The sequence below is a fragment of the Duganella callida genome (assembly GCF_004614165.1).
Taxonomy (GTDB): Bacteria; Pseudomonadota; Gammaproteobacteria; order Burkholderiales; family Burkholderiaceae_D; genus Rugamonas; species Rugamonas callida.
This window is the reverse complement of record NZ_SPVG01000146.1, coordinates 85,791-107,144: the sequence shown is the minus strand read 5'-3', so window position 1 is coordinate 107,144 and position 21,354 is coordinate 85,791. Positions and strand designations below refer to the sequence as shown.

Here is a 21,354-nt window from a genome sequence, read left to right as displayed (position 1 = left end):
CTGCCAACCTTAAAGCGGCATACTTATTCCATCGCACGGGGCACTGCTATCGCCACTTTTGTTGATGGAAAACATCCTGGGCTCAGCCCCGGCAACCATGCCGCTTTGGTGTTGAAGGTAATGCCGGGTGGGATTTGGGTCGTCGATCAATGGAAGGAAAAAGGTGTCATTTCGGCCCGATTGATTCGGATTCCTCCACCGCGCCAGCAATACAATTCAGATGGATCATTCAGGCATCTTAGCGACAATGCGCTGGCGTTTTTCGTGATCGAACGATGAGAGTCCATACCTGCCCAGTCTTCGCATTTGGCTTTTTGGCTTTCGGCATGGCGCACGGGGATCCGGGGCCACGCTCAAGCTGTTTCGGAAGGTGGACGAAGGCGCCACGGAATGCACGATGTACAGTCAATCCCAGGACGGCCGAATCCAGCAGATTGTCGAGTTTATCTGCCGGTAGATAGTCAGTAACTCTTATCAGTGACCAGTTGTAACAACGGGCATTATCCGATTGTTACTCTTTGCTTTGTGGATATATAATTAATGTCGCAGAATCAATTTTTTGACGGTGTCGTCACTGTCTTGCGCACAAAGAAAGAGTTGAATGAGCAGCAATCCGCCGAGCGAAGCCAAGACGCAGGAATATGAATTCGAGCAGATGAATCTGCAGGTCGGCGGTCGGATTCAGTTCATCACCCACCGTACCATCAAGCCCATCCAGCACTTTTCCACCCTGATCGGCTGGGTAAAGGATGAGTACATGATCGTCAAGGTGCCGTTCGAGGGCGGCGCGCCGATTTCGCTCAACGAGGGCGACAAGCTCACTATCCGCGTGTTTTCGGGCGTGAACGTGTGCTCGTTCTCATGCGTGGTGCAACGCGTGTTTCCGCGCCCGCTGTTCTATGCCCACCTGTCCTTCCCGGTGTCCATCCAGGGCACCAGCCTGCGGACGGCGATGCGGGTCAAGGTCGATATCCCGGCGCAGGTCAACACCTCCAACGGACATACGTCGGTGTTTCTGGTCAATCTCAGTGTCTCGGGCGCGCTGATCGAGTCGCCGAAACAGTTGCCGGAATACGATGCGCAGGTCGCGCTGTCGTTTTATCTGATTGCCCAGCCGGGTAACCGCCAGGTCAAGGTGGATGCGCAGGCCTCCATCCGCAACATCAACGTGGTCAAGCCGGCCACGGCCGACAAGCAGGAAGTGTTCACCTATGGCGTGCAGTTCATCGATCTCGATCCGGTGCATTACACCATGCTGCAGAACCTGACCTACGAAGCGCTGATCGCCGACCGCCAGAAGATCGTGTAAACGAAAAAACCCGACCGTAGCCGGGTTTTTCACGCTCAGCCAAATTATGGCGTTGCAGGTGGAGGATTGTTTTTCTCGATGGCCGACTTCAGCGTCTGGCTGGCCGAATTCGAAGTGGTGGTCCAGCCTACCGTGGCGGAACCCGCCGTCACGGTCGGAACCATGGTGATGGTGGTGCCGTTCAGATCCTTGGCCACATCGTTGCTGGCGAAGGTGGCGGTAATGGTACCGGCAGCCACAGTGGCCGATGCCAGTTCCTTGGTTTTGTTAAAGGTCGGGACGCCATTGGCGCCGGTGTTGCAATTGGTCGCATCGCCGCCAGCTTCCTGGATGCAGAGTGCAACGGCGGTCTTGATGCCGTCCAGCGAGGAAACCGCGCTCGCGGCCTTGGCCTTGGCGGTGTAATCGCTGTACGCCGGAATCGCCACGGCAGCCAGGATACCGATAATGGCCACCACGATCATCAGTTCGATCAGGGTAAAGCCGGCCTGGGCTTGTTTCTTCATCATTTGCATGGATTTCATTTTGCGACTCCTTCGGGGTTATACACATTGTTGGGTGCGACATACCCTCTAGTGCAAACGCCGTGCCAGCCTGTTTTTGCGCATTTTTTCAGCAAAACCACATCAAAACTGCCAATTTTTGTCAGTTGGCAGCGCCGCTTTTTGTCAGCAGTCAGCAACCTGACAAAAATTGTCAGGCCAGACGGAAGGCCAGCGAGGTGCCGCCGAGGTCGATCACATCGCCATTGCTGAGCCGTTCGGCCACTTGTTTGTCGAGCGCCGTACCGTTCAGCAACGGCGCCGGTTCACCGTCGACATGGGTGATGGTATAAAACGCCGGGTGCCGATGGATTGCCACCAGCAGCGCGCCGGTGCGGCCCAATGTGGTCTGCGACTTGGTCAGGGCGATGTGTTTGCCGGCGTTGTTGCCGTTCAGGATAGAGATCTCGGCCAGCACCGGCTGCGCCGCCGCCAGCGGCCGGATGCCGTCGGCGATGAATTCAATCTGGAAGCGCGCCAGGCGGATCTGGTCCTGATGCTGCAGGAAATGCTTGCCGATCCGGTGGCCGTTGACAAACGTGCCATTGGTACTGTGCAGGTCTTCCAGGAAGGAATCATCGAGGATGGTGGTGATGGCCGCATGGTCGCCGCTCACGGCCGGGTGCGACAGCACGATGTCGTTGCGCGGATGCCGGCCCAAGGTCATCCGTTCCTTGTTCAGTTGTATCTGCTGCTCTATCTGTCCATCGCGCGAGATGATGAGCTTGGCCAAGCCTGTCTCCGGAAATGAAAAAAGGGAGCCTTGCGGCTCCCCTTCATTATTCCACGCAAGTGGAATCGATTACAGCATCGCTTTCAGCAGGCGAGCCATTTCCGATGGGTTCTTGGTAACCTTGATACCGCAGGCTTCCATGATTTCCAGCTTGGCTTGCGCAGTGTCGGCGCCGCCCGAGATCAGCGCGCCGGCGTGGCCCATGCGCTTGCCCGGAGGAGCGGTCACACCAGCGATGAAGCCGACCACCGGCTTCTTCATGTTGTCCTTGATCCAACGTGCGGCGTTGGCTTCGTCCGGACCGCCGATTTCGCCGATCATGATGACCGCGTCGGTATCAGGATCGTCGTTGAACATGCGCATCACGTCGATGTGCTTCAGACCGTTGATCGGGTCGCCGCCGATACCAACTGCCGACGATTGGCCCAGGCCCAGTGCGGTCAGCTGACCCACGGCTTCATAGGTCAGGGTGCCCGAACGCGACACCACGCCGATACGGCCCTTCTTGTGGATGTGACCTGGCATGATGCCGATCTTGATTTCGTCAGGCGTGATCAGGCCTGGGCAGTTCGGGCCCAGCAGCAGGGTCTTGGAACCGGCTTTGGCCATGCGATCCTTGACTTCCATCATGTCACGGACAGGGATGCCTTCGGTGATGCAAATTGCCAGGTCCAGTTCGGCTTCAACCGCTTCCCAGATCGCGGCGGCGGCGCCTGCTGGCGGCACGTAGATCACGGACACGGTGGCGCCGGTTTCCGACGCCGCTTCCTTGACCGAACCGAAGATCGGGATGCCTTCGAAGTCTTCGCCGGCTTTCTTCGGGTTCACGCCCGCCACGAAGGCGTTCTTGCCGTTCGCGTAGTCGCGGCACATGCGGGTGTGGAACTGGCCGGTTTTACCGGTGATACCCTGGGTGATGACTTTGGTGTCTTTGTTGATCAGAATAGACATAATCGGTTCCTTAATTATTTACCAGCAGCTGCGGCAACAACGCTCTTGGCTGCGTCTTCCATCGTGTCGGCCGAGATGATAGGCAGGCCGGAGTCCGCCAGCATCTTCTTGCCCAGATCTTCGTTGGTGCCCTTCATGCGGACCACCAGCGGTACCTGCAGCGACACGGCTTTCGACGCGGTGATCACGCCTTCGGCGATCACGTCGCAACGCATGATGCCGCCGAAGATGTTCACCAGGATGGCTTTCAGGCCTGGGTTCTTCAGCATGATCTTGAACGCTTCGGTCACTTTCTCGGCGGTGGCGCCACCGCCCACGTCCAGGAAGTTGGCCGGCTCGCCGCCGAACAGCTTGATGGTGTCCATGGTGGCCATGGCCAGGCCGGCGCCGTTCACCAGGCAGCCGATGTTGCCGTCCAGGGAGATGTAGGCCAGGTCGAATTTCGACGCTTCCACTTCGGCCGGATCTTCTTCATCCAGGTCGCGGTAGGCGACGATTTCCGGATGACGGAACAGGGCGTTGGCGTCGAAGTTGAACTTGGCGTCCAGCGCGATGACCTTGCCCGAACCGGTCAGGATCAGCGGGTTGATTTCAGCCAGCGAGGCGTCGGTTTCCCAGTAGGCTTTGTACAGGCCTTGCAGGTTGGTGACGGCGTCGGCGATCGAGCCTTCCGGCACGCCGATCTTGGCGGCGATCGATGCGGCGTCCGCGTCGGTCAGGCCGACAGCTGGATCGATGGCGATCGAGTGGATTTTTTCCGGATGCGATTCAGCGACTTCTTCGATGTCCATGCCGCCTTCCGACGAGGCCATCAGCACAACGCGCTGGGTGACGCGGTCGGTGACCAGCGACACGTACAGTTCTTTCTTGATGTCGGCGCCTTCTTCGATCAGCAGACGACGGACTTTCTGGCCTTCAGGACCGGTCTGGTGAGTCACCAGTTGCATGCCCATGATCTGGTCGGCGTATTCTTTGACTTGCTCCAGCGACTTGGCCACTTTCACGCCACCGCCTTTGCCACGGCCACCGGCGTGGATCTGTGCCTTCACAACCCAGACTGGACCGCCCAGGGTTTCAGCAGCCTTGACCGCTTCGTCAACGGTCATGCACGGAATGCCGCGCGGTACCGTCACTCCGTATTTCCGGAGGATTTCTTTGCCTTGATACTCATGGATTTTCATGCTGGCTTCCCTTCTGATGCTGATGTATAAAAATCGGTTGTTGTAAGCAGAGGTTATTGCTATGCGCTACCCGGTGCTGCTTTGTCCACAGAGCGCGGGTGTTCTATTCTGGGGTGGGTGTGATACAGAGGGTTGCCGACCATGTCCCATACGCCCTTCCTGGCCGGAACGGCACGCGCACGTGGGCTGGTCCACACGTCAGGAACTGGAATTGAAAAGGACATAAGACTGATACCGCTTACACGGTTAATTAGTTAGCAGCCTGGTGTATTTCTCTTATTAAAAACACACGTTGCCGCAGCTTCTACGGACAACCACCGCACCCGCGGTGCTGCAAAAACCCGCAAAGTGTAGCACACCCCGGAAGGAAGGGAAATTAGTCGTCCAGCTCCGCCCCTTTGATGACCTTCTGCACCACACGTTGCGAAAAGCCGCGCTGCAGCAGGAAGCGGATCTGTTTGTTGCGCTCTTGCGGGTCGGTGGCGACGCTGCCGAATTTGCGCTGCCAGATCTCGTGCGCACGTTCGAGTTCGGTGTCGGCCAGCTGGGATTTGAGGTCTTGCAGGGCGTCGCCGGCCACGCCGTGGCTTTGCAGTTCGGCGACGATGCGGCTGTTGCCGTAGCGCGCGGCGCGGCGGTGGATCAGCGCTTCGGAAAAGCGCTCCTGCGACAGCCAGTTGTTTTTTTCGAGCAGGTCGAGCAGGGCTTCGACATCGTCGCCCTCCTCGGCATAGCGGGCCAGCTTGCGGCCCAGTTCAAGACGGCTGTGCTCGCGCATGGACAGAAAGCGCAGGGCGCGCGCTTTCAGGCTCAGTTGCGGCGCAGCCATGGTGCGGCTGATCAGGCAGCGTCAGCGTCGGACTTGTCGGCCGGCTTCAGCTTGACCACGGTGGCATCCTTGTTGCCCAGCGGCGGCAGCACGCGCACGCCCAGCGATTCGCGCACCTTGTTTTCGATTTCCCAGGCCAGCTCCGGACGCTCCTGCAGGAACAGGCGGGCATTGTCCTTGCCTTGGCCGACGCGCTCGCCGTTGTAGCTGTACCACGAGCCCGATTTCTCGACGATCTTGGCTTCCACGCCCAGGTCCAGGATCTCGCCCTCGCGCGAAGTGCCGGCGCCGTACAGGATGTCGAAGTGCGCTTCCTTGAACGGTGGCGCGATCTTGTTCTTGACCACCTTGACCTTGGTTTCGTTGCCGATCACCTCGTCGCCGGACTTGATCGAGCCGGTGCGGCGGATGTCCAGACGCACCGAGGCGTAGAACTTCAGCGCGTTGCCGCCGGTGGTGGTTTCCGGCGAGCCGAACATCACACCGATCTTCATGCGGATCTGGTTGATGAAGATCACCAGCGTGTTGGTGCGGTTGATCGAGCCGGTCAGCTTGCGCAGTGCCTGCGACATCAGACGCGCCTGCAGGCCCGGCAGGGCGTCGCCCATGTCGCCTTCGATTTCGGCGCGCGGGGTCAGCGCCGCCACCGAGTCGACCACCACCAGGTCCACCGAACCCGAGCGCACCAGCGCGTCGCAGATTTCCAGTGCCTGTTCGCCGGTGTCCGGCTGCGAGATCAGCAGTTCATGCAGGTTGACGCCCAGCTTTTGCGCGTAGCCGACGTCCAGCGCGTGTTCGGCGTCGATGAAGGCGCAGGTGCCGCCCAGTTTCTGCATCTCGGCGATGGTCTGCAGCGTCAGCGTGGTTTTACCCGACGATTCCGGACCGTAGATTTCCACCACGCGGCCGCGCGGCAGGCCGCCGACGCCCAGCGCCACGTCCAGGCCCAGCGAGCCGGTCGATACCACCTGCACCTCTTCGATCGGTGCGCTGGCGTCCATGCGCATGACGGAACCCTTGCCAAATTGCTTTTCAATCTGGGCCAGCGCAGCAGCCAGCGCTTTGGCTTTTTCCGATGCAGGTACTACGCCTTTTTTCTCGTCCATAATGTGCTTTCAACCAGTGGGAGTTATTCGTACAGGTGGTACTGTATAAAAAAACAGTGATCAATGCAAGCGGGTTTTGCGCTATTTCTTTGAGAATGCACAAAAACTCGCCAAAATAAGGGCTTGTACAGCCGGAGTGTTTGACATGCGTATATTACTAGCCGAGGACGACAGCGTACTGGCCGATGGCCTGACCCGCTCGCTGCGCCAGTCCGGCTATGCCATCGATTGCGTCAGAAACGGGCAGGAGGCCGACACCGCCCTGTCCACGCAGGAATTCGACCTGCTGATCCTGGACCTGGGCCTGCCCAGGCTGTCCGGGCTGGAAGTGCTGCGCCGCCTGCGCGCGCGCGGCTCGCTGCTGCCGGTGCTGATCCTGACCGCCGCCGACTCGATCGAGCAGCGCGTCAACGGCCTGGACCTGGGCGCCGACGATTATATGGCCAAACCGTTCGCGCTGTCGGAACTGGAGGCGCGCGTGCGCGCCCTGACCCGCCGCGGCGCCGGCGGCGGCGCGGCCGTGATCAAGCATGGGCCGCTCAGCTATGACCAGGTCGGCCGCAGCGCCTACATCAACGAGCAGATGCTGGACCTGTCGGCGCGCGAGCTGGGCCTGCTGGAAATCCTGCTGGCGCGCACCGGCCGGCTGGTATCGAAAGAACAACTGGTCGACCACTTGTGCGAGTGGGGCGAGGAAGTCAGCAACAACGCCATCGAAGTCTATGTGCACCGGCTGCGCAAGAAGATCGAGGTGGGCGGCATCCGCATCGCCACCGTGCGCGGCCTCGGCTACTGCCTGGAGAAATACTCGGACGCCGCGCGCGCCGCCGCCGAAGCCGGAGACGCGCACAAGTGAACCCGTCGCAGGAAGCCGAACTGGCGTATCAGCCGCCCGCGCCCGACGCGGACGAGGACATACAACATTCCCTGTTCGGCGAAATCCTCGACTGGATGCTGGCGCCGCTGCTGCTGCTGTGGCCGATGAGCATCGCCATCACCTACCTGGTGGCCAAGTCGATTGCCAACCAGCCGTTCGACCACGCGCTGGAAGACAGCGTGACCGTGCTGGCGCAACAGGTGCGCTCGGTGGACGGCAAGCTGATCAAAAGCCTGTCCGGCTCGGCGCGCGACATTCTGCGCGCCGACGATATCGACAACGTCTACTTCCAGATCCAGGGCCCGCGCGGCGAGCACATCGACGGCGACCGCGACATGCCGCAGCCGGTGATCGACGACGAGGACAAGACCAGCGCTGGCGGCGTGCGCTTCCGCAACGACGCCATGCACGGCACGCCGGTGCGCATCGCCTTCGCCTATGTGCGGGTGGAGCGCGACAGCGGCGACGATGCGCAGCTGGCGCTGGTGCAGGTGGCGGAAACGCTGGAAAAGCGCGCCCAGCTGGCCAACGCCATCATCAAGGGCGTGATCCTGCCGCAGTTCATCGTGCTGCCGGTGGTGCTGGCCCTGGTGTGGTTCGCGCTGGCGCGCGGCCTGTCGCCGCTGGCCCAGTTGCAGGAACGCATACGCGCGCGCAGTCCTGAAGACATGAGTCCGATCGCGCCCACGCAGGTGCCGGAGGAAATCACACCGCTGGTGCGCTCGCTGAACGAGATGCTGGCGCGGCTGTCGCAAAACATCGACATGCAGAAGCGCTTCATCGCCGACGCCGCGCACCAGATGCGCACACCGCTGGCCGGCATGCGCATGCAGTCCGAGCTGGCCCTGCGCCAGACCGAACAGGGCGAGATCCACCGTTCGCTGGAGCAGCTGGCCAAGAGTTCGCAGGCCGCCACCCGGCTGGTGAATCAGCTGCTGGCCCTGGCCCGCGCCGAAAACCAGCAGCCGGCCGGCGGCAGCCTGCAGCAACTGGACTTGTCGGAACTGGCGCGCGACGTGGTGCAGGACTGGGTGCAGGCCTCGTTCGCCCACCGCATCGACCTGGGCTTCGAGGCGCCATCACTGCCGGTGCAGATCAGCGGCAACCCGACCATGCTGCGCGAACTGCTGTCCAACCTGATCGACAACGCGCTGCGCTACACGCCGGCCGGCGGCAGCGTCACCGTGCGCGTGCGCGACGACCTCGACCACGCCTACCTGGAAGTGGAGGACACCGGTCCCGGCATCGCTCCCGGCGAGCGCGAGCGCGTGTTCGAGCGCTTCTACCGCATCCTCGGCAATACCGCCGAAGGCAGCGGCCTCGGCCTGGCCATCGTGCGCGAGATCGCCCAGCAGCATGGCGCCGAGGTCGACATCTACACCAACCCGCGCGCCACCAATCCCAAGCTGCCCGGCGCGCTGTTCCGCCTCAGCTTCCCGCTGCCGCCGGCGCCGCCGGACGAAGACACCGAACCGCCACATTATGGATAAACCCGCCGCCCCGGCCGCCCGTCCCGCGCTCACCCGCGCCCGGCACTGGCAGCGCACCCGCAAGCTCACCACCGTGTTGCTGCTGCTCTGGCTGCTGACCGGTTTCTGCTCCGCCTACTTCGCGCGCGAGCTGTCGGGACTCAGCCTGTTCGGCTGGCCGATCTCGTTCTATCTGGCGGCGCAGGGCGCGTCGCTGGTCTATCTCGGCATCCTCGGCTTCTATGCCTGGCGCATGCGCAAGCTCGACCGGGAGTACCGCGCTTGAAGCCGCAACGCACCTACTTCCAGCGCCTGCGCTATTACTACAGCCTGTTCACCATCGGCTTCGGCGGCTTCCTGGCCGCGCTGGCCGCGCTCGAGCAGGAAGGCATGCCGCGTGTCTGGATCGGCTACCTGTTCATGTTCGCCACCATCGTGCTGTACGCGCTGATCGGCGTCATCAGCCGCACCTCCAACGTGCTCGAGTATTACGTCGCCGGGCGGCGCGTGCCGGCCATGTTCAACGGCATGGCCACCGCCGCCGACTGGATCTCGGCGGCCAGCTTCATCAGCCTGGCCGGCGGCCTCTACCTGCACGGCTTCGACGGCCTGGCCTACATCATGGGCTGGACCGGCGGCTACTGCCTGGTGCAGCTGCTGATCGCGCCCTACCTGCGCAAGTTCAGCCAGTACACCATCCCCGACTTCCTGGCCGAACGCTACGGCGGCGCCGACTCGGACAACGGCGGCCGCGCGGTGCGCATCCTGGCCGTGATCGCCACCATCATCGTCTCCTTCACCTACGTGGTGGCGCAGATTTACGCGGTGGGCCTGATCGCCTCGCGCTTCACCGGTGTCGATTTTTCGGTCGGCATCTTCCTCGGCCTGGCCAGCATCCTGGTGTGCTCCTTCCTGGGCGGCATGCGCGCCATCACCTGGACCCAGGTGGCGCAATACATCATCATCCTGGTGGCCTTTCTGATCCCGGCCATGTGGTTGTCGGCCAAGCATTCCGACAACCCCATTCCGCAAGTCGCCTACGGCAAACTGCTGCCCAAGCTGAGCGCGCGCGAACACGTATTGCAAGCCGATCCGAAGGAAGCCGAGGTGCGCGCCATCTTCCGCCAGCGCGCCGCCGATTACGCCGACCGCCTGGCCACCCTGCCCGCCTCGTGGGAAGTGGGCCGCATCGACGCCCAGCGCAAGCTGGACAACGTCAAGGCGCGCAACGCCTCGCTGCTGGAAATCCGCAGCGCCGAGCGCGAACTGATCGCCTACCCGAAAAATGCCGAGGAAGCCGAGCGCCTCTGGACCGAGGCGCGCGAGCAGAACCTGCAACGGGCCGAGCCCATCGTCCCGCACGCCACGCCGTATCCGGGCAACCCCGACACCTCCAACATCAAGCGCAACAACTTCCTGGCGCTGGTGTTCTGCCTGATGCTGGGCACGGCCGCGCTGCCGCACATCCTGATGCGCTCCTACACCACCCCGTCGGTGCACGAGACGCGCGTGTCGGTGTTCTGGACCCTGTTCTTCATCCTGCTGATCTACCTGACCATCCCGGCGCTGGCGGTGCTGGTCAAATACGACATCTACAGCGCCCTGGTCGGCAGCGATTACGCGCACCTGCCCAACTGGGTCTCGTACTGGGCCAATGTGGACAAGCTCAACCCGCTGTTCAGCATCACCGACGTCAACCACGACGGCGTGGTGCAGCTGGCCGAAATCACCATCGACGCCGACGTGCTGGTGCTGGCCACGCCGGAAATCGCCGGTCTGCCCTACGTGATTTCCGGCCTGGTGGCGGCCGGCGGGCTGGCGGCCGCGCTGTCCACCGCCGACGGCCTGCTGCTGGCCATCTCCAACGCGCTGTCGCACGACGTCTACTACAAGCTGGTGGACCGCGGCGCCTCGACGCAAAAGCGGGTGACGATCTCCAAGCTGCTGCTGCTGGCGGTGGCCTTCATCGCCGCCTATGCCGCCTCGACCAAGCCGGGCGACATCCTGTCGCTGGTCGGCGCCGCCTTCTCGCTGGCCGGCTCGACGCTGTTCCCGGCGCTGGTGCTGGGCGTGTTCTGGAAGCGCGCCAATCGGCATGGCGCGGTGGCCGGCATGGTGACGGGCTTCCTGGTGTGCGCCTGGTACATGCTGCACACCAACCCGATCCTGGGCGGCGGCGGCGCGCAGTGGTTCCACATCGCGCCCATCTCGGCCGGCATCTTCGGCGTGCCGGCCGGACTGCTGACCATCGTCGCGGTCAGCCTGCTGACGCCGGCCCCGGGACGCCAGACCGGGGCGCTGGTCGATTACATCCGCGCGCCGGAACAATAAAATACAAATTGCCCATAGCGGATTTGATAACTTGATGCTATTGTGCACTAGTTACTAATTTCGCAACTTGCATATGCGGACCCATACCCTTCTGCGTGCCGTGGCCCTGGCTGGCGCGCTAGTCTGCGGCCATGCCGCCGGCGCCGCGCTGCTGCCGCCGCCGATTGCCGACTTCTTCAACAATCCCGACTTCAGCGATGCGGTGCTGTCGCCGAGCGGCAAATTCCTGGCCGTGCGCCTCGGCGGCCAGGGCAAGCGCGACATGTTGGGCGTGGTGGATCTGAACACCAACGCCATCAAGGTGGTGGGCAATTTCTCCGATGCCGATATCGGCGTCTACGAGTGGGTCAACGACCAGCGCCTGGTGTTCACGGCCGCCGAAAAGGACAAGGCCTTCGGTGACATGCGCTACGCGCCGGGCCTGTACGCCATCAACCGCGACGGCAGCGGCTTCCGCCAGCTGGCCATGCGTGACGGCAAACCCTTCATCACCAATGGCAGCATGGGCCTGCAGCGCGAGCTGCTGCCGTGGCATACCTATCTGCTGAACCAGCCGGGCGCGCAGGATTCCGACTACATCTACGTCGTCGACAAGGACTACCGGGGCCACGGCGTGATCGATCACGTCGACCTGGTGCGCCTGAACACGGTCACCGGCCGCACCGCCGGCATCGTCGACCGTCCCGGCGACAGCAGCTGGTGGATGCTGGACGCCAAGGGCGAGCCGCGCCTGACGCTGACCAAGGACCAAGGCACCATCAGCGTCCATTACCGCGACCCGGCCACCAAGGCCTGGCGCAAGCTGACCGACTTCGAACAGTACACCGGCCGCGGCGGCAATTTCCGTCCGCTGGCCTTCGGTCCCGACGGCACCCTGTACGTGGTGGCCTGGAAAAACGACCTGTCGGCGGTGTACACCTACGACCTCAACACCAACAAGCTCTCCGACCAGCCGCTGGTCAAGCTGGACGGCTACGACTTCCGCGGCGCGCTGATCATGAATCAGAACAAGCTGCTGGGCGTGCGCCACCTGACCGACGCCATCGGCACCACCTGGATCGATCCCGGCATGAAGGCCATGCAGGCCAAGGTCGACGAACTGCTGCCCAACACCGTGAACCTGATCACCCTGCCCGCCAGGCCGGAATCGCCATGGGTGCTGGTGACCGCATTTTCCGATATCTCGCCGCGCCGCCTGATGCTGTACAACAGCGAGACGCAGAAGCTGACCATGGTCGGCGCATCGCGGCCGCAGATCAAGCCGGAGCAGATGGCCCAGCAGCAGCTGGTGCACTACAAGGCGCGCGACGGCCTCGACATTCCCGCCTGGCTGACCCTGCCGCAAGGTCCGGGCAAGAACCTGCCGATGGTGGTGCTGGTGCACGACGGCCCGTACGCGCGCGGCGGCAGCTGGGGCTGGAACCCGGCGGTGCAGTTCCTGGCCTCGCGCGGCTATGCCGTGCTGGAGCCGGAATACCGCGGCAGCACCGGCTTCGGCAGCAAGCACTTCAAGGCCGGCTGGAAGCAGTGGGGCCTGAAGATGCAGGACGACCTGGCCGACGGCACGCGCTGGGCCATCGCCCAGGGCTATGCCGACAGCAAGCGCATCTGCATCGCCGGCGCGGCCTACGGCGGCTATGCCACCCTGATGGGTCTGATCCGCGATCCCGAGCTGTACAAGTGCGGCGTCGAATGGGCCGGCCAGACCGACCTCGAGCAATGGCGCGACGGCTACTGGTTCTATACCTCCGACCTGGCGGAAGAGTGGAAACAGTACGGCATGCCGCAACTGGTCGCCGACAAGGACAAGGATGCGGAACAACTGAAAGCCACCTCGCCGCAGCAACAGGCGGCGCGCATCACGCAGCCGCTGCTGATGGGCTACGGCACCGCCGACACCGTGGTGCCGCTGCCGCAGGGCAGCAGGTTCTACCAGACCGTCAAGCAGACCAATCCCAACGTCGAATGGGTGCAGTACGAAGACGAGGGGCACGGCTGGAAACTGCCGAAAAACCGCATCGACTGGTGGAGCCGGGTCGAGAAATTCCTGGATAAAAACATCGGTAGCGCGCCATGAAATTGCTTCCCGTAGTGACGGTGCTTGCCGCGCTGGCCGTCGTGCCGGCGCGCGCCCAGACCACGCCGGCCTCGGTGCCGCTCGCCGCCTTCTTCGACAATGCCAGCTTCAGCGATCCGCGCATCTCGCCGGACGGCCGCCAGGTGGCCATCAAGGTGGCCGGCAAGACCGGGCGCGTGCGTCTGGCGGTGGTCGACAGCGCCACCCGCAAGACCAGGGTGGTGGCCGCCTTCGACGACGCCGACGTCTCGCGCTATCACTGGATCAATGACCAGCGCCTGGCCTTCAACGTCGCCGACCTGGGCGTGCCGCGGGGCGACACCCGCTGGGGTCCCGGCCTGTGGGCCGTCAACGCCGACGGCAGCGGCCTGCGCCAGCTGGTGCGCCGCGACAGCAACATCAATGACGGGATCGGCAAGCTGGAAAACCGGCTGCTGCCATGGAATACCTTCATGTACGGCGGCATCGGCAACCTGGACAGCGACGACATCCTGGTAACCCAGTACGAATACGCCGGCACCGGCTGGATGAACCAGATCGCCCTGCTGCGGCTGAATTCGGTCACCGGCAAATACAAGGTCTACGGCCACCCGGCCGACACCATGGATTGGGTGGTCGACCGTCAGGGCAATCCGCGCATCGCCGTGGCGTACCGCGACAACCGGCAAATCATCTACCACCGCGACAACGAGCAGCAACCCTGGGCCCAGCTGGCCAGCTTCGCGCTCTACCCCAACAGCAAGGACAACTTCGATCCGGAAGCCTTCGGCCCGGACGGCACGCTGTTCGTGCGCACCGGCCTGCAGGGGGCCGCCGCGCTGTACACCTATGACATCGCCAATCGCAAGCTCAGCGACAAACCCGCCATCAGCACGCCCGGCTACGACTTCCAGGGCGAGCTGGTCTACGACAAGGACAAGGTGCAGGGCTATACCTACGAGGTCGATGCCAAGGGCACCTGGTGGGTCGATGCCCACATGAAGGCGGTGCAGCAGGCTGTCGATGCCTTGCTGCCGGCCACCAACAACATGCTCAGTACGCCGCTGCGGCCGGCCGTGCCGTACGTGGTGGTGGTGTCCAGCTCGGACCTGCAACCGCCGGTCTACCGGCTGTACAACACCGAGACGCGCAGCCTGAGCATGCTGGGCGCGTCGCATCCGGCCATCGCGCCCGAGCTGATGTCCAACAAGGCCATGGTGCGCTACAAGGCGCGCGACGGTCTCGAGATTCCGGCCTACCTGACCACGCCCAAGGCCAGCAGCGGCAAGCAGCTACCGATGGTGGTGCTGGTGCATGGCGGTCCGTGGGTACGCGGTGTGCACTGGGACTGGGATGCGGAAGTGCAGTTCCTGGCCTCGCGCGGCTACGCGGTGCTGGAACCGGAATTCCGCGGCAGCACCGGCTACGGCTATGCGCTGTTCCACGCCGGCTGGCAGCAATGGGGCTTGAAGATGCAGAACGACGTCGCCGACGGCGCGCGCTGGGCCATCGCCCAGGGCATCGCCGACGGCAAACGCATCTGCATCGCCGGCGCCAGCTATGGCGGCTATGCCACGCTGATGGGACTGGTCAACGATCCCGACCTCTACCAATGCGGCGTGGCCTGGGCCGGCGTCACCGACCTCAACATCCTGAAAAATGGCCACTGGTCCAGCGAGTCGACCTGGTCCACCGGCGGCGCCTTCGACAAGTTCGGCTTTCCGGTGCTGATCGGCGCCGACGCCGCGCAGTTGGCGGCCACCTCGCCGCTGCAGCAGGCGGCGCGCATCCGGCAGCCGCTGCTGCTGGCCCACGGCGGCGCCGACACCACGGTGCCCATCGTGCACGGCACCGCGTTCAAAGATGCGGTGAGCAAAAACAATCCGGCGGTCGAATGGGTGTTCTATGCGGACGAGGGCCACGGCTGGTATCTGCCGCAAAACCGCGTGGATTTCTGGAGCCGGGTGGAAAAGTTCCTCGATCAGCACATCGGCAGACAGGTGCAATGAATCGCGCACGCATACTCGCCGCGACCCTGCTGGCAGCCACCGTCACGGCCACGGCGGCGCCGCTGCCGCCAGTCTCGGCCTTCTTCGAGAACAGCCGCTTTGCCAATCCCAGACTGTCGCCCAGTGGCCGCTATCTGGCGGCGCGCGTCTCGCTGCCGGGCGAGCGCGACCGCCTGTCGGTGGTCGACCTGAACGACATGAGCGTCAAAGTGGCGGCCATGTTCGGCGATGCCGACGTCGCCTATTTCGAATGGGTCAACGACAACCGGCTGGTGTTCAATGGCTACGACCGCCGCGTCACCTACAGCGACGACCTGCACGCGCCCGGCCTGTTTGCCGTCAACCGCGATGGCAGCGGCTATCGCCAGCTCAGCAAGACCATTTTCCAGCAGGGTGGCGACAGCGAGACCGGCAGCCACCTGCAGCAGAAACTGCTGGACTGGAATCACTACCTGCTCGGCCAGCCGGGCCGCCAGGACAGCGACGACGTCTACGTGGTCAAGCCGCAGTACAACGCCAACTACAGCGAAGTGACCAATGTCACGCTGCTGCGCCTGAACACGGTGACTGGCCGCACCACCGCGCTCAGCGGTCCAGGCCAGGCCAGCGGCTGGCTGCTCGATCAGCAAGGCGAACCGCGCCTGGCCATCAACGACCTCGGCAAAAGGCATAGGGTGTATGTGCGCGAGGGCGACAGCTGGCACCAGCTGCTCGAGAGCGAGCCCTACATCGGCCACACCTTCAGCCCGGTCGGCTTCGGTCCCGACGGCGCACTGTATGTGGCGGCGCGCGCCAACGGCGACAAAAGCGCGCTCTACCGCTACGATCTGGCCAGACGGCAGCTGGCGGCCGATGCGCTGGTCGGCCTGGACGACTACGACTATCTGCCGGACATGACCAGCGCCCCCAGCGCCAACCTTATCGTGCGCGACAACAAGCTGGCCGGGATCGCCTACAGCGCCGACGTCGCGGGCGTGGCCTGGCTGGATGCCGAGGGCAAGGCGCTGCAGGCCAAGGTCGATGCCCTGCTGCCGGGGCTGGCCAACGTCATCGTCCTGCCGCGGCGGCCGCAGACGCCGTGGGTGCTGGTGGCCAGCTACTCCGACGTGCAGCCGACGGTCTACCTGGTCTACAACACGGAAACGGGCAAACTGATCAAGGTGGGCGCCACCCGCGAGGCCATCGACCCGGCGCAGATGGGCCGCCAGGAGCTGGTGCGCTACCCGGCGCGCGACGGCATGCGCATTCCGGCCCTGATCACCTGGCCGCGCGGCGCCGGCAAACAGAACCTGCCGCTGGTCATGCTGGTGCACGGCGGTCCGTATGTGCACGGCAGCGACTGGGGCTGGAGCGCCGACGCCCAGTTCCTCGCCTCGCGCGGCTACCTGGTGATCGAGCCGGCCTACCGCGGCAGCACCGGCTACGGCTGGCAGCACTTCCAGGCCGGCTGGAAACAATGGGGCCTGAAGATGCAGGACGACATCGCCGACGGCGCGCGCTGGGCCGCCGCCCGGGGCTATGCCGACCGCCGGCGCATCTGCATCGCCGGCGCCAGCTATGGCGGCTATGCCACGCTGATGGGGCTGGTCAACGATCCCGACCTGTACAAATGCGGGGTTGACTGGGCCGGCGTCACCGACATCAAGCTGATGTACACCGGCAGCTGGAGCGCCGAATCCGACCTCAGCGACCACTGGAAAACCTACGGCATGCCGGTACTGATCGGCGACCTGGAGCGCGACGCCGCGCAGCTGGAGGCCACCTCGCCGCTGGCGCAGGCCGCCCGCATCAAGCAGCCGCTGCTGCTGGCCTATGGCGGCGACGACCAGCGCGTGCCGCTGTATCACGGCGAGAAATTCCTGGCCGCCGTCAAGGCCGGCAACCCGAACGTCGAATGGATCGTGTATCCGAAAGAAGGCCACGGCTGGCGCCTGCCGCAGAACCGCATCGATTTCTGGACCCGCGTCGAGCGATTCCTCGATCTGCACATAGGAGCAACCCATTGATTTCCGCTCGCCGCCTGCTGGCGGCCGTGCTGCTGGCGGTGGTGGACTTGAACGACCTCAGCGCCAGGATGGTGGCGCGGTTCAACGACACCGATAGCGGCCAGGCGCAATGGGTCAACAACGAGCGCCTGCTGTTCGGCACGGTGGACAAGACGGCCGGCCGGCGCGACGTCCGCTTTGTGCCCGGCCTGTATGCGGTCGATCGCGACGGCAAGCACTTCCGCCAATTGGCCCTGCGCCGCAACGAATTCTTCCGCAGCCCGGACGACAACCGCGAGCCGCTGCCCCGGCCCACCTATATGCTGGAGCAGGCCGGCGCGCAGGACACCGATGCCAGCTGATCATCAGCAAACAGCGCCTGCTGGGCGCCCGCATCCGCGGCGATGCGGAAGGTGCGGTCTGGTTCGATCCCTCCCCGCCGACGCGGCCGGAAACCGCCTGGGTGCTGGTGGCGTCGGGCCGGCGTCACCAACATCAAACTGATGTACGACGGCGGCTGGTTCTACCGTTCCGACCTGTCCGACGAGTAGAAACAGTACGGCATGCCGGCGCTGATCGGCGACCCGGTCAAGGATGCCGAGCAGTTGCGTGCCACCTCGCCGCTGTTGCAGGCCGCGCTCATCCGCCGTCCGCTGCTGATGGCCTATGGCGGCGCCGATGTGCGCGTCCCGCGCAATCACGGCCTCAAGTTCTACGAGGCGGTCAAAGCCCACAACCCGGACGTCGAGTGGATGAATATCCGGAGGAAGGCCACGGCTGGGCGCTGCCAAAAAACCGCTTCGATTTCTGGGGCCGGGTGGAAAAGTTCCTCGACCAGCATATCGGCAAGCCGTGAAGATCGCGCTATAGTGGGCGCATCAGCCCACCATGGAGGAGCGAGCATGTCATCTGGAAAGATTCTGGTCGCACAGGGAGGCGGTCCGACCGCCGTGATCAACCAGTCGCTGGCCGGCGTGGTGCTGGAGGCGCGCCGCTTCCGCGACTGTACGCGCGTGTACGGCGCGCTGCACGGCGTGCGCGGCATCGTCAACGAAGACCTGGTCGACCTCACGCGCGAGACCAGCAACAACCTGGAACAAGTGGCCGCCACGCCCTCCTCGGCGCTGGGTTCCACGCGCGACAAGCCCGATCAAGCCTACTGCCAGGAAATCTTCAAGGTGCTGCGCGCGCACCAGATCGAGCAGTTCTACTACATCGGCGGCAACGACTCGTCCGACACCGTGCGCATCGTCAGCGAGCAGGCGCGGGCGGCCGGCTACCCGCTGCGCTGCCTGCACATCCCCAAGACCATCGACAACGACCTGGTCGGCAACGACCACACGCCCGGCTTCCCGTCGGCGGCGCGCTTCGTGGCGCAGGCGTTTGCCGGCGCCAACCTCGACAACGCCTCGCTGCCCGGCGTCTATGTCGGCGTGGTGATGGGCCGGCATGCCGGCTTCCTGACCGCGGCCGCCGCGCTGGGCAAGAAATTCCCGGACGACGGCCCGCACCTGATCTACCTGCCGGAGCGGGTGTTCTCGCTGGAGCGCTTCCTGGCCGACGTCAAAGCCACTTATGAGCGCTACGGCCGCTGCGTGATCGCCGTCTCGGAAGGCATCCACGACGCCTCCGGCGCCGCCATCGCCACGCTGCTGGCGAAGGAAGTCGAACGCGACGCGCACGGCAACGTCCAGCTGTCAGGCACCGGCGCGCTGGCCGACCTGCTGTGCGACGAAATCAAAAGCCGGCTCGGCATCAAACGCGTGCGCGGCGACACCTTCGGCTACCTGCAGCGCTCCTTCATCGGCTGCGTCTCCGACGTCGACCAGCGCGAAGCGCGCGAGGTCGGCGAAAAGGCGGTGCAATTCGCCATGTGGGGCGAGCGCGACGGCTCGGTGGCGATCAAGCGCACCGGCTACTACTCGGTCGACTACGAACTGCTGCCGCTGGACGCCGTGGCCGGCAAGACCCGCGTCATGGAGGATGCGTTCATCAGCGCCAGCGGCACCGACGTCACCGACGCCTTCCGCCTCTACCTGCGTCCGCTGCTGGGCGCCGGCATGCCCGACGCCTACCGCCTGCGTCCCGCCCCGGTCGAAAAAATCCTCAAGCGCTGAAATCCGGGGTCAGTTCTGCCAATCGCACACAAGCTCTACCGTAGCGCACGCTACGGTAGAGCTTGTGTGCGATTGGCAGAACTGACCCCGGATCGGGTCGTACAGCACGTCGATGCGCGCCACGTATTTCGGCGCGTCACTGGTCACTTCGGTCCCCATGTGCATCACCGAATCGAGGCTGAAGCCGTGCTGGAAGAACAGCGCCGCGCCGGCCCTCGATGTCACGTCCACGGTAGGGCCGCCGTAGCCGGGCCAGATGCCGTCGATGTGGCGGTTGAATACGTCGCCCTTGCGGTATTTGTACATGTCGATGCGCTGGCTCAGGCGCGGTTGCAGCTTCTTGCCATGCAGTTCCTGCGGCAGCAGGGGACCGATGACCTTGAAAATTTGCGCCATCGGCGCTTCATCGGCCATCCAGTGCATGGCCTGGTTCATGCGCATGCCGGGGGCGTCGTTGCGGTAGCCGAAGTGCTCGCCGACGGCGATCATGGCGCGGCTGGCTTCATCGCTGATCACGTTGTCGATCATGAAGGCCAGCTGGCCGCCGATGTCGCTGTCGGTGCGCGTGGCAGGGGCGGGGGCGCGCAGTGCGGCGGTGTTCATGATGAGCTCCGAAAAAGTTCAGTTGACTCATCATCGGCCGCCGCCGCGCCGGGAAGAAGCGGCCCGGCGCCGAAACGCTTACTTCAAAATGCGGAGGATCAGACCACGATGGTCTGGTGCTCTTCGCCCACGCGGGCGCGGATCTTGCCGATGGTGTAGACGGTTTCGCCGGCCGCTTCCAGCTCGGCGATCGCCGCCGCCGCGTTGTCCTGCGCGACGATCACGGTCATGCCGATGCCGCAGTTGAACACGCGGTGCATTTCGGCGTCGGCCACGCCGCCGTGCTGCTGCAGCCACTGGAACAGCGGCGGCAGGGTCCACGCCTTGGAATCCAGCTCGGCCACCAGGCCAGGCTGCAGCACGCGCGGGATGTTTTCCACCAGGCCGCCGCCGGTGATGTGCACCATGCCCTTCACTTCCAGCTTCTGCATCAGCGCCAGCAGCGGCTTGACGTAGATACGGGTCGGCGCCATCAGCACGTCGGCCAGCGGACGGCCGTGGAAGTCGGCGTTCAGGTCCGGCTTGGACACTTCGATGATCTTGCGCACCAGCGAGTAACCGTTCGAGTGCACGCCCGACGAGGCCAGGCCCAGCACCACGTCGCCCGGCGCAATCCTGGTGCCGTCGATGATCTGCGATTTTTCTACTGCACCGACCGCGAAGCCGGCCAGGTCGTATTCGCCGTCCGGGTACATCGACGGCATTTCCGCCGTTTCGCCGCCGATCAGCGCGCAGCCGGCCTGTTCGCAGCCCTGGGCGATACCCTTGATGACGTTGGTCGCGGTGGCCACATCCAGCTTGCCGCAGGCGAAGTAGTCGAGGAAGAACAGCGGCTCGGCGCCCTGCACCAGGATGTCGTTGACGCTCATCGCCACCAGGTCGATGCCCACGGTGTCGTGACGGTTCAGCTCAAACGCCAGTTTCAGCTTGGTGCCCACGCCGTCGGTGCCGGACACCAGCACCGGCTCCTTGTACTTTTTGCTGATCTCGAACATCGCACCGAAACCGCCCAGACCGGCCAGCACGCCTTCGCGCATGGTGCGCTTGGCATAGGGCTTGATCGCTTCGACGAGGGCGTCGCCCGCATCGATGTCGACGCCGGCGTCACGGTAGGACAGGGAAACATTAGAAGTTTGGCTCATGGTGTATTTCGCAGCGGAGGCGGTAAAATAGAAGGCGGAGACCAGTTTTTGACCCGGTCGATCCGCTATTTTATCAAAATTGCCCCGTCCAACCGCCTTTTTAACCATCGAATT

At 64.0% G+C, this 21,354-nt stretch carries 19 protein-coding genes and 1 pseudogene; 12 read left to right on the top strand and 8 right to left on the bottom strand.

From position 1 onward, the window contains the following. Window positions 1-279 carry a BPSL0067 family protein gene (locus E4L98_RS31285; protein ID WP_167761331.1) on the top strand — a complete coding sequence of 93 codons (279 nt, stop codon included), beginning with the start codon at window positions 1-3 and terminating at the stop codon, window positions 277-279. Between the two features lie 322 nt (window positions 280-601). Further along, window positions 602-1,309: a flagellar brake protein gene (locus E4L98_RS14505; RefSeq protein ID WP_135202263.1), complete on the top strand. Its 708-nt coding sequence runs from the start codon at window positions 602-604 to the stop codon at window positions 1,307-1,309. A gap of 44 nt (window positions 1,310-1,353) precedes the next feature. On the opposite strand, the gene E4L98_RS14500 is transcribed toward E4L98_RS14505, so the two are convergent. From E4L98_RS14500 to recA, 6 genes are all read right to left on the bottom strand, one after another. Next, entirely contained in the window at window positions 1,354-1,833 is a 480-nt protein-coding gene (locus E4L98_RS14500; RefSeq protein ID WP_135202262.1) for a pilin, read from the bottom strand. 172 nt (window positions 1,834-2,005) lie between these two features. Then, window positions 2,006-2,584, bottom strand: a complete 579-nt coding sequence (locus E4L98_RS14495) for an FHA domain-containing protein (protein WP_135202261.1) — start codon at window positions 2,582-2,584, stop codon at window positions 2,006-2,008. 69 nt (window positions 2,585-2,653) lie between these two features. Beyond that, a complete protein-coding gene (gene sucD, locus E4L98_RS14490; protein WP_135202260.1) occupies window positions 2,654-3,535 on the bottom strand; it encodes a succinate--CoA ligase subunit alpha in 882 nt (293 codons plus the stop codon). Window positions 3,536-3,549: 14 nt separating this feature from the next. Continuing rightward, window positions 3,550-4,716, bottom strand: coding sequence for an ADP-forming succinate--CoA ligase subunit beta (gene sucC, locus E4L98_RS14485; protein WP_135202259.1), 1,167 nt, complete (start codon window positions 4,714-4,716; stop codon window positions 3,550-3,552). Window positions 4,717-5,092: 376 nt separating this feature from the next. After that, the gene (gene recX, locus E4L98_RS14480; protein ID WP_135202258.1) at window positions 5,093-5,545 is read right to left on the bottom strand and encodes a recombination regulator RecX; all 453 of its coding nucleotides are present in this window, start codon (window positions 5,543-5,545) and stop codon (window positions 5,093-5,095) included. An 11-nt stretch (window positions 5,546-5,556) separates the two neighbouring features. Next, the gene (gene recA / locus E4L98_RS14475) at window positions 5,557-6,651 is read right to left on the bottom strand and encodes a recombinase RecA (protein ID WP_135202257.1); all 1,095 of its coding nucleotides are present in this window, start codon (window positions 6,649-6,651) and stop codon (window positions 5,557-5,559) included. 145 nt (window positions 6,652-6,796) lie between these two features. On the opposite strand from recA, the gene E4L98_RS14470 reads away from it, so the two are divergent. The 10 genes and pseudogenes from E4L98_RS14470 to E4L98_RS14425 all read left to right on the top strand — a co-directional run bounded on the left by E4L98_RS14470 (window position 6,797) and on the right by E4L98_RS14425 (window position 19,495). Beyond that, window positions 6,797-7,507 carry a response regulator gene (locus E4L98_RS14470; RefSeq protein ID WP_135202256.1) on the top strand — a complete coding sequence of 237 codons (711 nt, stop codon included), beginning with the start codon at window positions 6,797-6,799 and terminating at the stop codon, window positions 7,505-7,507. After that, the gene (locus E4L98_RS14465; RefSeq protein WP_135202255.1) at window positions 7,504-9,018 is read left to right on the top strand and encodes a sensor histidine kinase; all 1,515 of its coding nucleotides are present in this window, start codon (window positions 7,504-7,506) and stop codon (window positions 9,016-9,018) included. The genes E4L98_RS14470 and E4L98_RS14465 overlap by 4 nt, the downstream gene beginning before the upstream one ends. Further along, window positions 9,011-9,283, top strand: a complete 273-nt coding sequence (locus E4L98_RS14460; RefSeq protein WP_135202254.1) for a DUF4212 domain-containing protein — start codon at window positions 9,011-9,013, stop codon at window positions 9,281-9,283. The genes E4L98_RS14465 and E4L98_RS14460 overlap by 8 nt, the downstream gene beginning before the upstream one ends. Further along, the gene (locus E4L98_RS14455) at window positions 9,280-11,328 is read left to right on the top strand and encodes a sodium:solute symporter family protein (protein ID WP_135202253.1); all 2,049 of its coding nucleotides are present in this window, start codon (window positions 9,280-9,282) and stop codon (window positions 11,326-11,328) included. The genes E4L98_RS14460 and E4L98_RS14455 overlap by 4 nt, the downstream gene beginning before the upstream one ends. Before the next feature lie 73 nt (window positions 11,329-11,401). Continuing rightward, on the top strand, window positions 11,402-13,405 hold the full coding sequence (locus tag E4L98_RS14450; protein WP_135202252.1) for an alpha/beta hydrolase family protein: 2,004 nt from the start codon (window positions 11,402-11,404) through the stop codon (window positions 13,403-13,405). Beyond that, window positions 13,402-15,393 carry a S9 family peptidase gene (locus E4L98_RS14445; protein WP_135202251.1) on the top strand — a complete coding sequence of 664 codons (1,992 nt, stop codon included), beginning with the start codon at window positions 13,402-13,404 and terminating at the stop codon, window positions 15,391-15,393. Before E4L98_RS14450 ends, E4L98_RS14445 begins: the two co-directional genes overlap by 4 nt. Further along, a complete protein-coding gene (locus E4L98_RS14440; RefSeq protein WP_135202250.1) occupies window positions 15,390-17,399 on the top strand; it encodes an alpha/beta hydrolase family protein in 2,010 nt (669 codons plus the stop codon). Before E4L98_RS14445 ends, E4L98_RS14440 begins: the two co-directional genes overlap by 4 nt. Beyond that, entirely contained in the window at window positions 17,396-17,740 is a 345-nt protein-coding gene (locus tag E4L98_RS14435; protein ID WP_135202249.1) for a hypothetical protein, read from the top strand. Before E4L98_RS14440 ends, E4L98_RS14435 begins: the two co-directional genes overlap by 4 nt. Window positions 17,741-17,857: 117 nt before the next feature. Continuing rightward, window positions 17,858-18,234: pseudogene (locus E4L98_RS31380) on the top strand (alpha/beta hydrolase family protein); the annotation flags it as partial. A 46-nt stretch (window positions 18,235-18,280) separates the two neighbouring features. Further along, window positions 18,281-19,495, top strand: a complete 1,215-nt coding sequence (locus E4L98_RS14425) for a 6-phosphofructokinase (protein WP_135202248.1) — start codon at window positions 18,281-18,283, stop codon at window positions 19,493-19,495. A 9-nt stretch (window positions 19,496-19,504) separates the two neighbouring features. Here the strand turns inward: E4L98_RS14425 and E4L98_RS14420 are convergent, their stop codons facing one another. Both E4L98_RS14420 and purM read right to left on the bottom strand, forming a co-directional pair. After that, window positions 19,505-20,098 (bottom strand): 2OG-Fe(II) oxygenase family protein, encoded by a 594-nt coding sequence (locus tag E4L98_RS14420; RefSeq protein ID WP_135202247.1) that lies wholly within the window; start codon window positions 20,096-20,098, stop codon window positions 19,505-19,507. A 98-nt stretch (window positions 20,099-20,196) separates the two neighbouring features. Further along, window positions 20,197-21,240 (bottom strand): phosphoribosylformylglycinamidine cyclo-ligase, encoded by a 1,044-nt coding sequence (gene purM / locus E4L98_RS14415; protein WP_135202246.1) that lies wholly within the window; start codon window positions 21,238-21,240, stop codon window positions 20,197-20,199. Window positions 21,241-21,354: the final 114 nt, after the last annotated feature.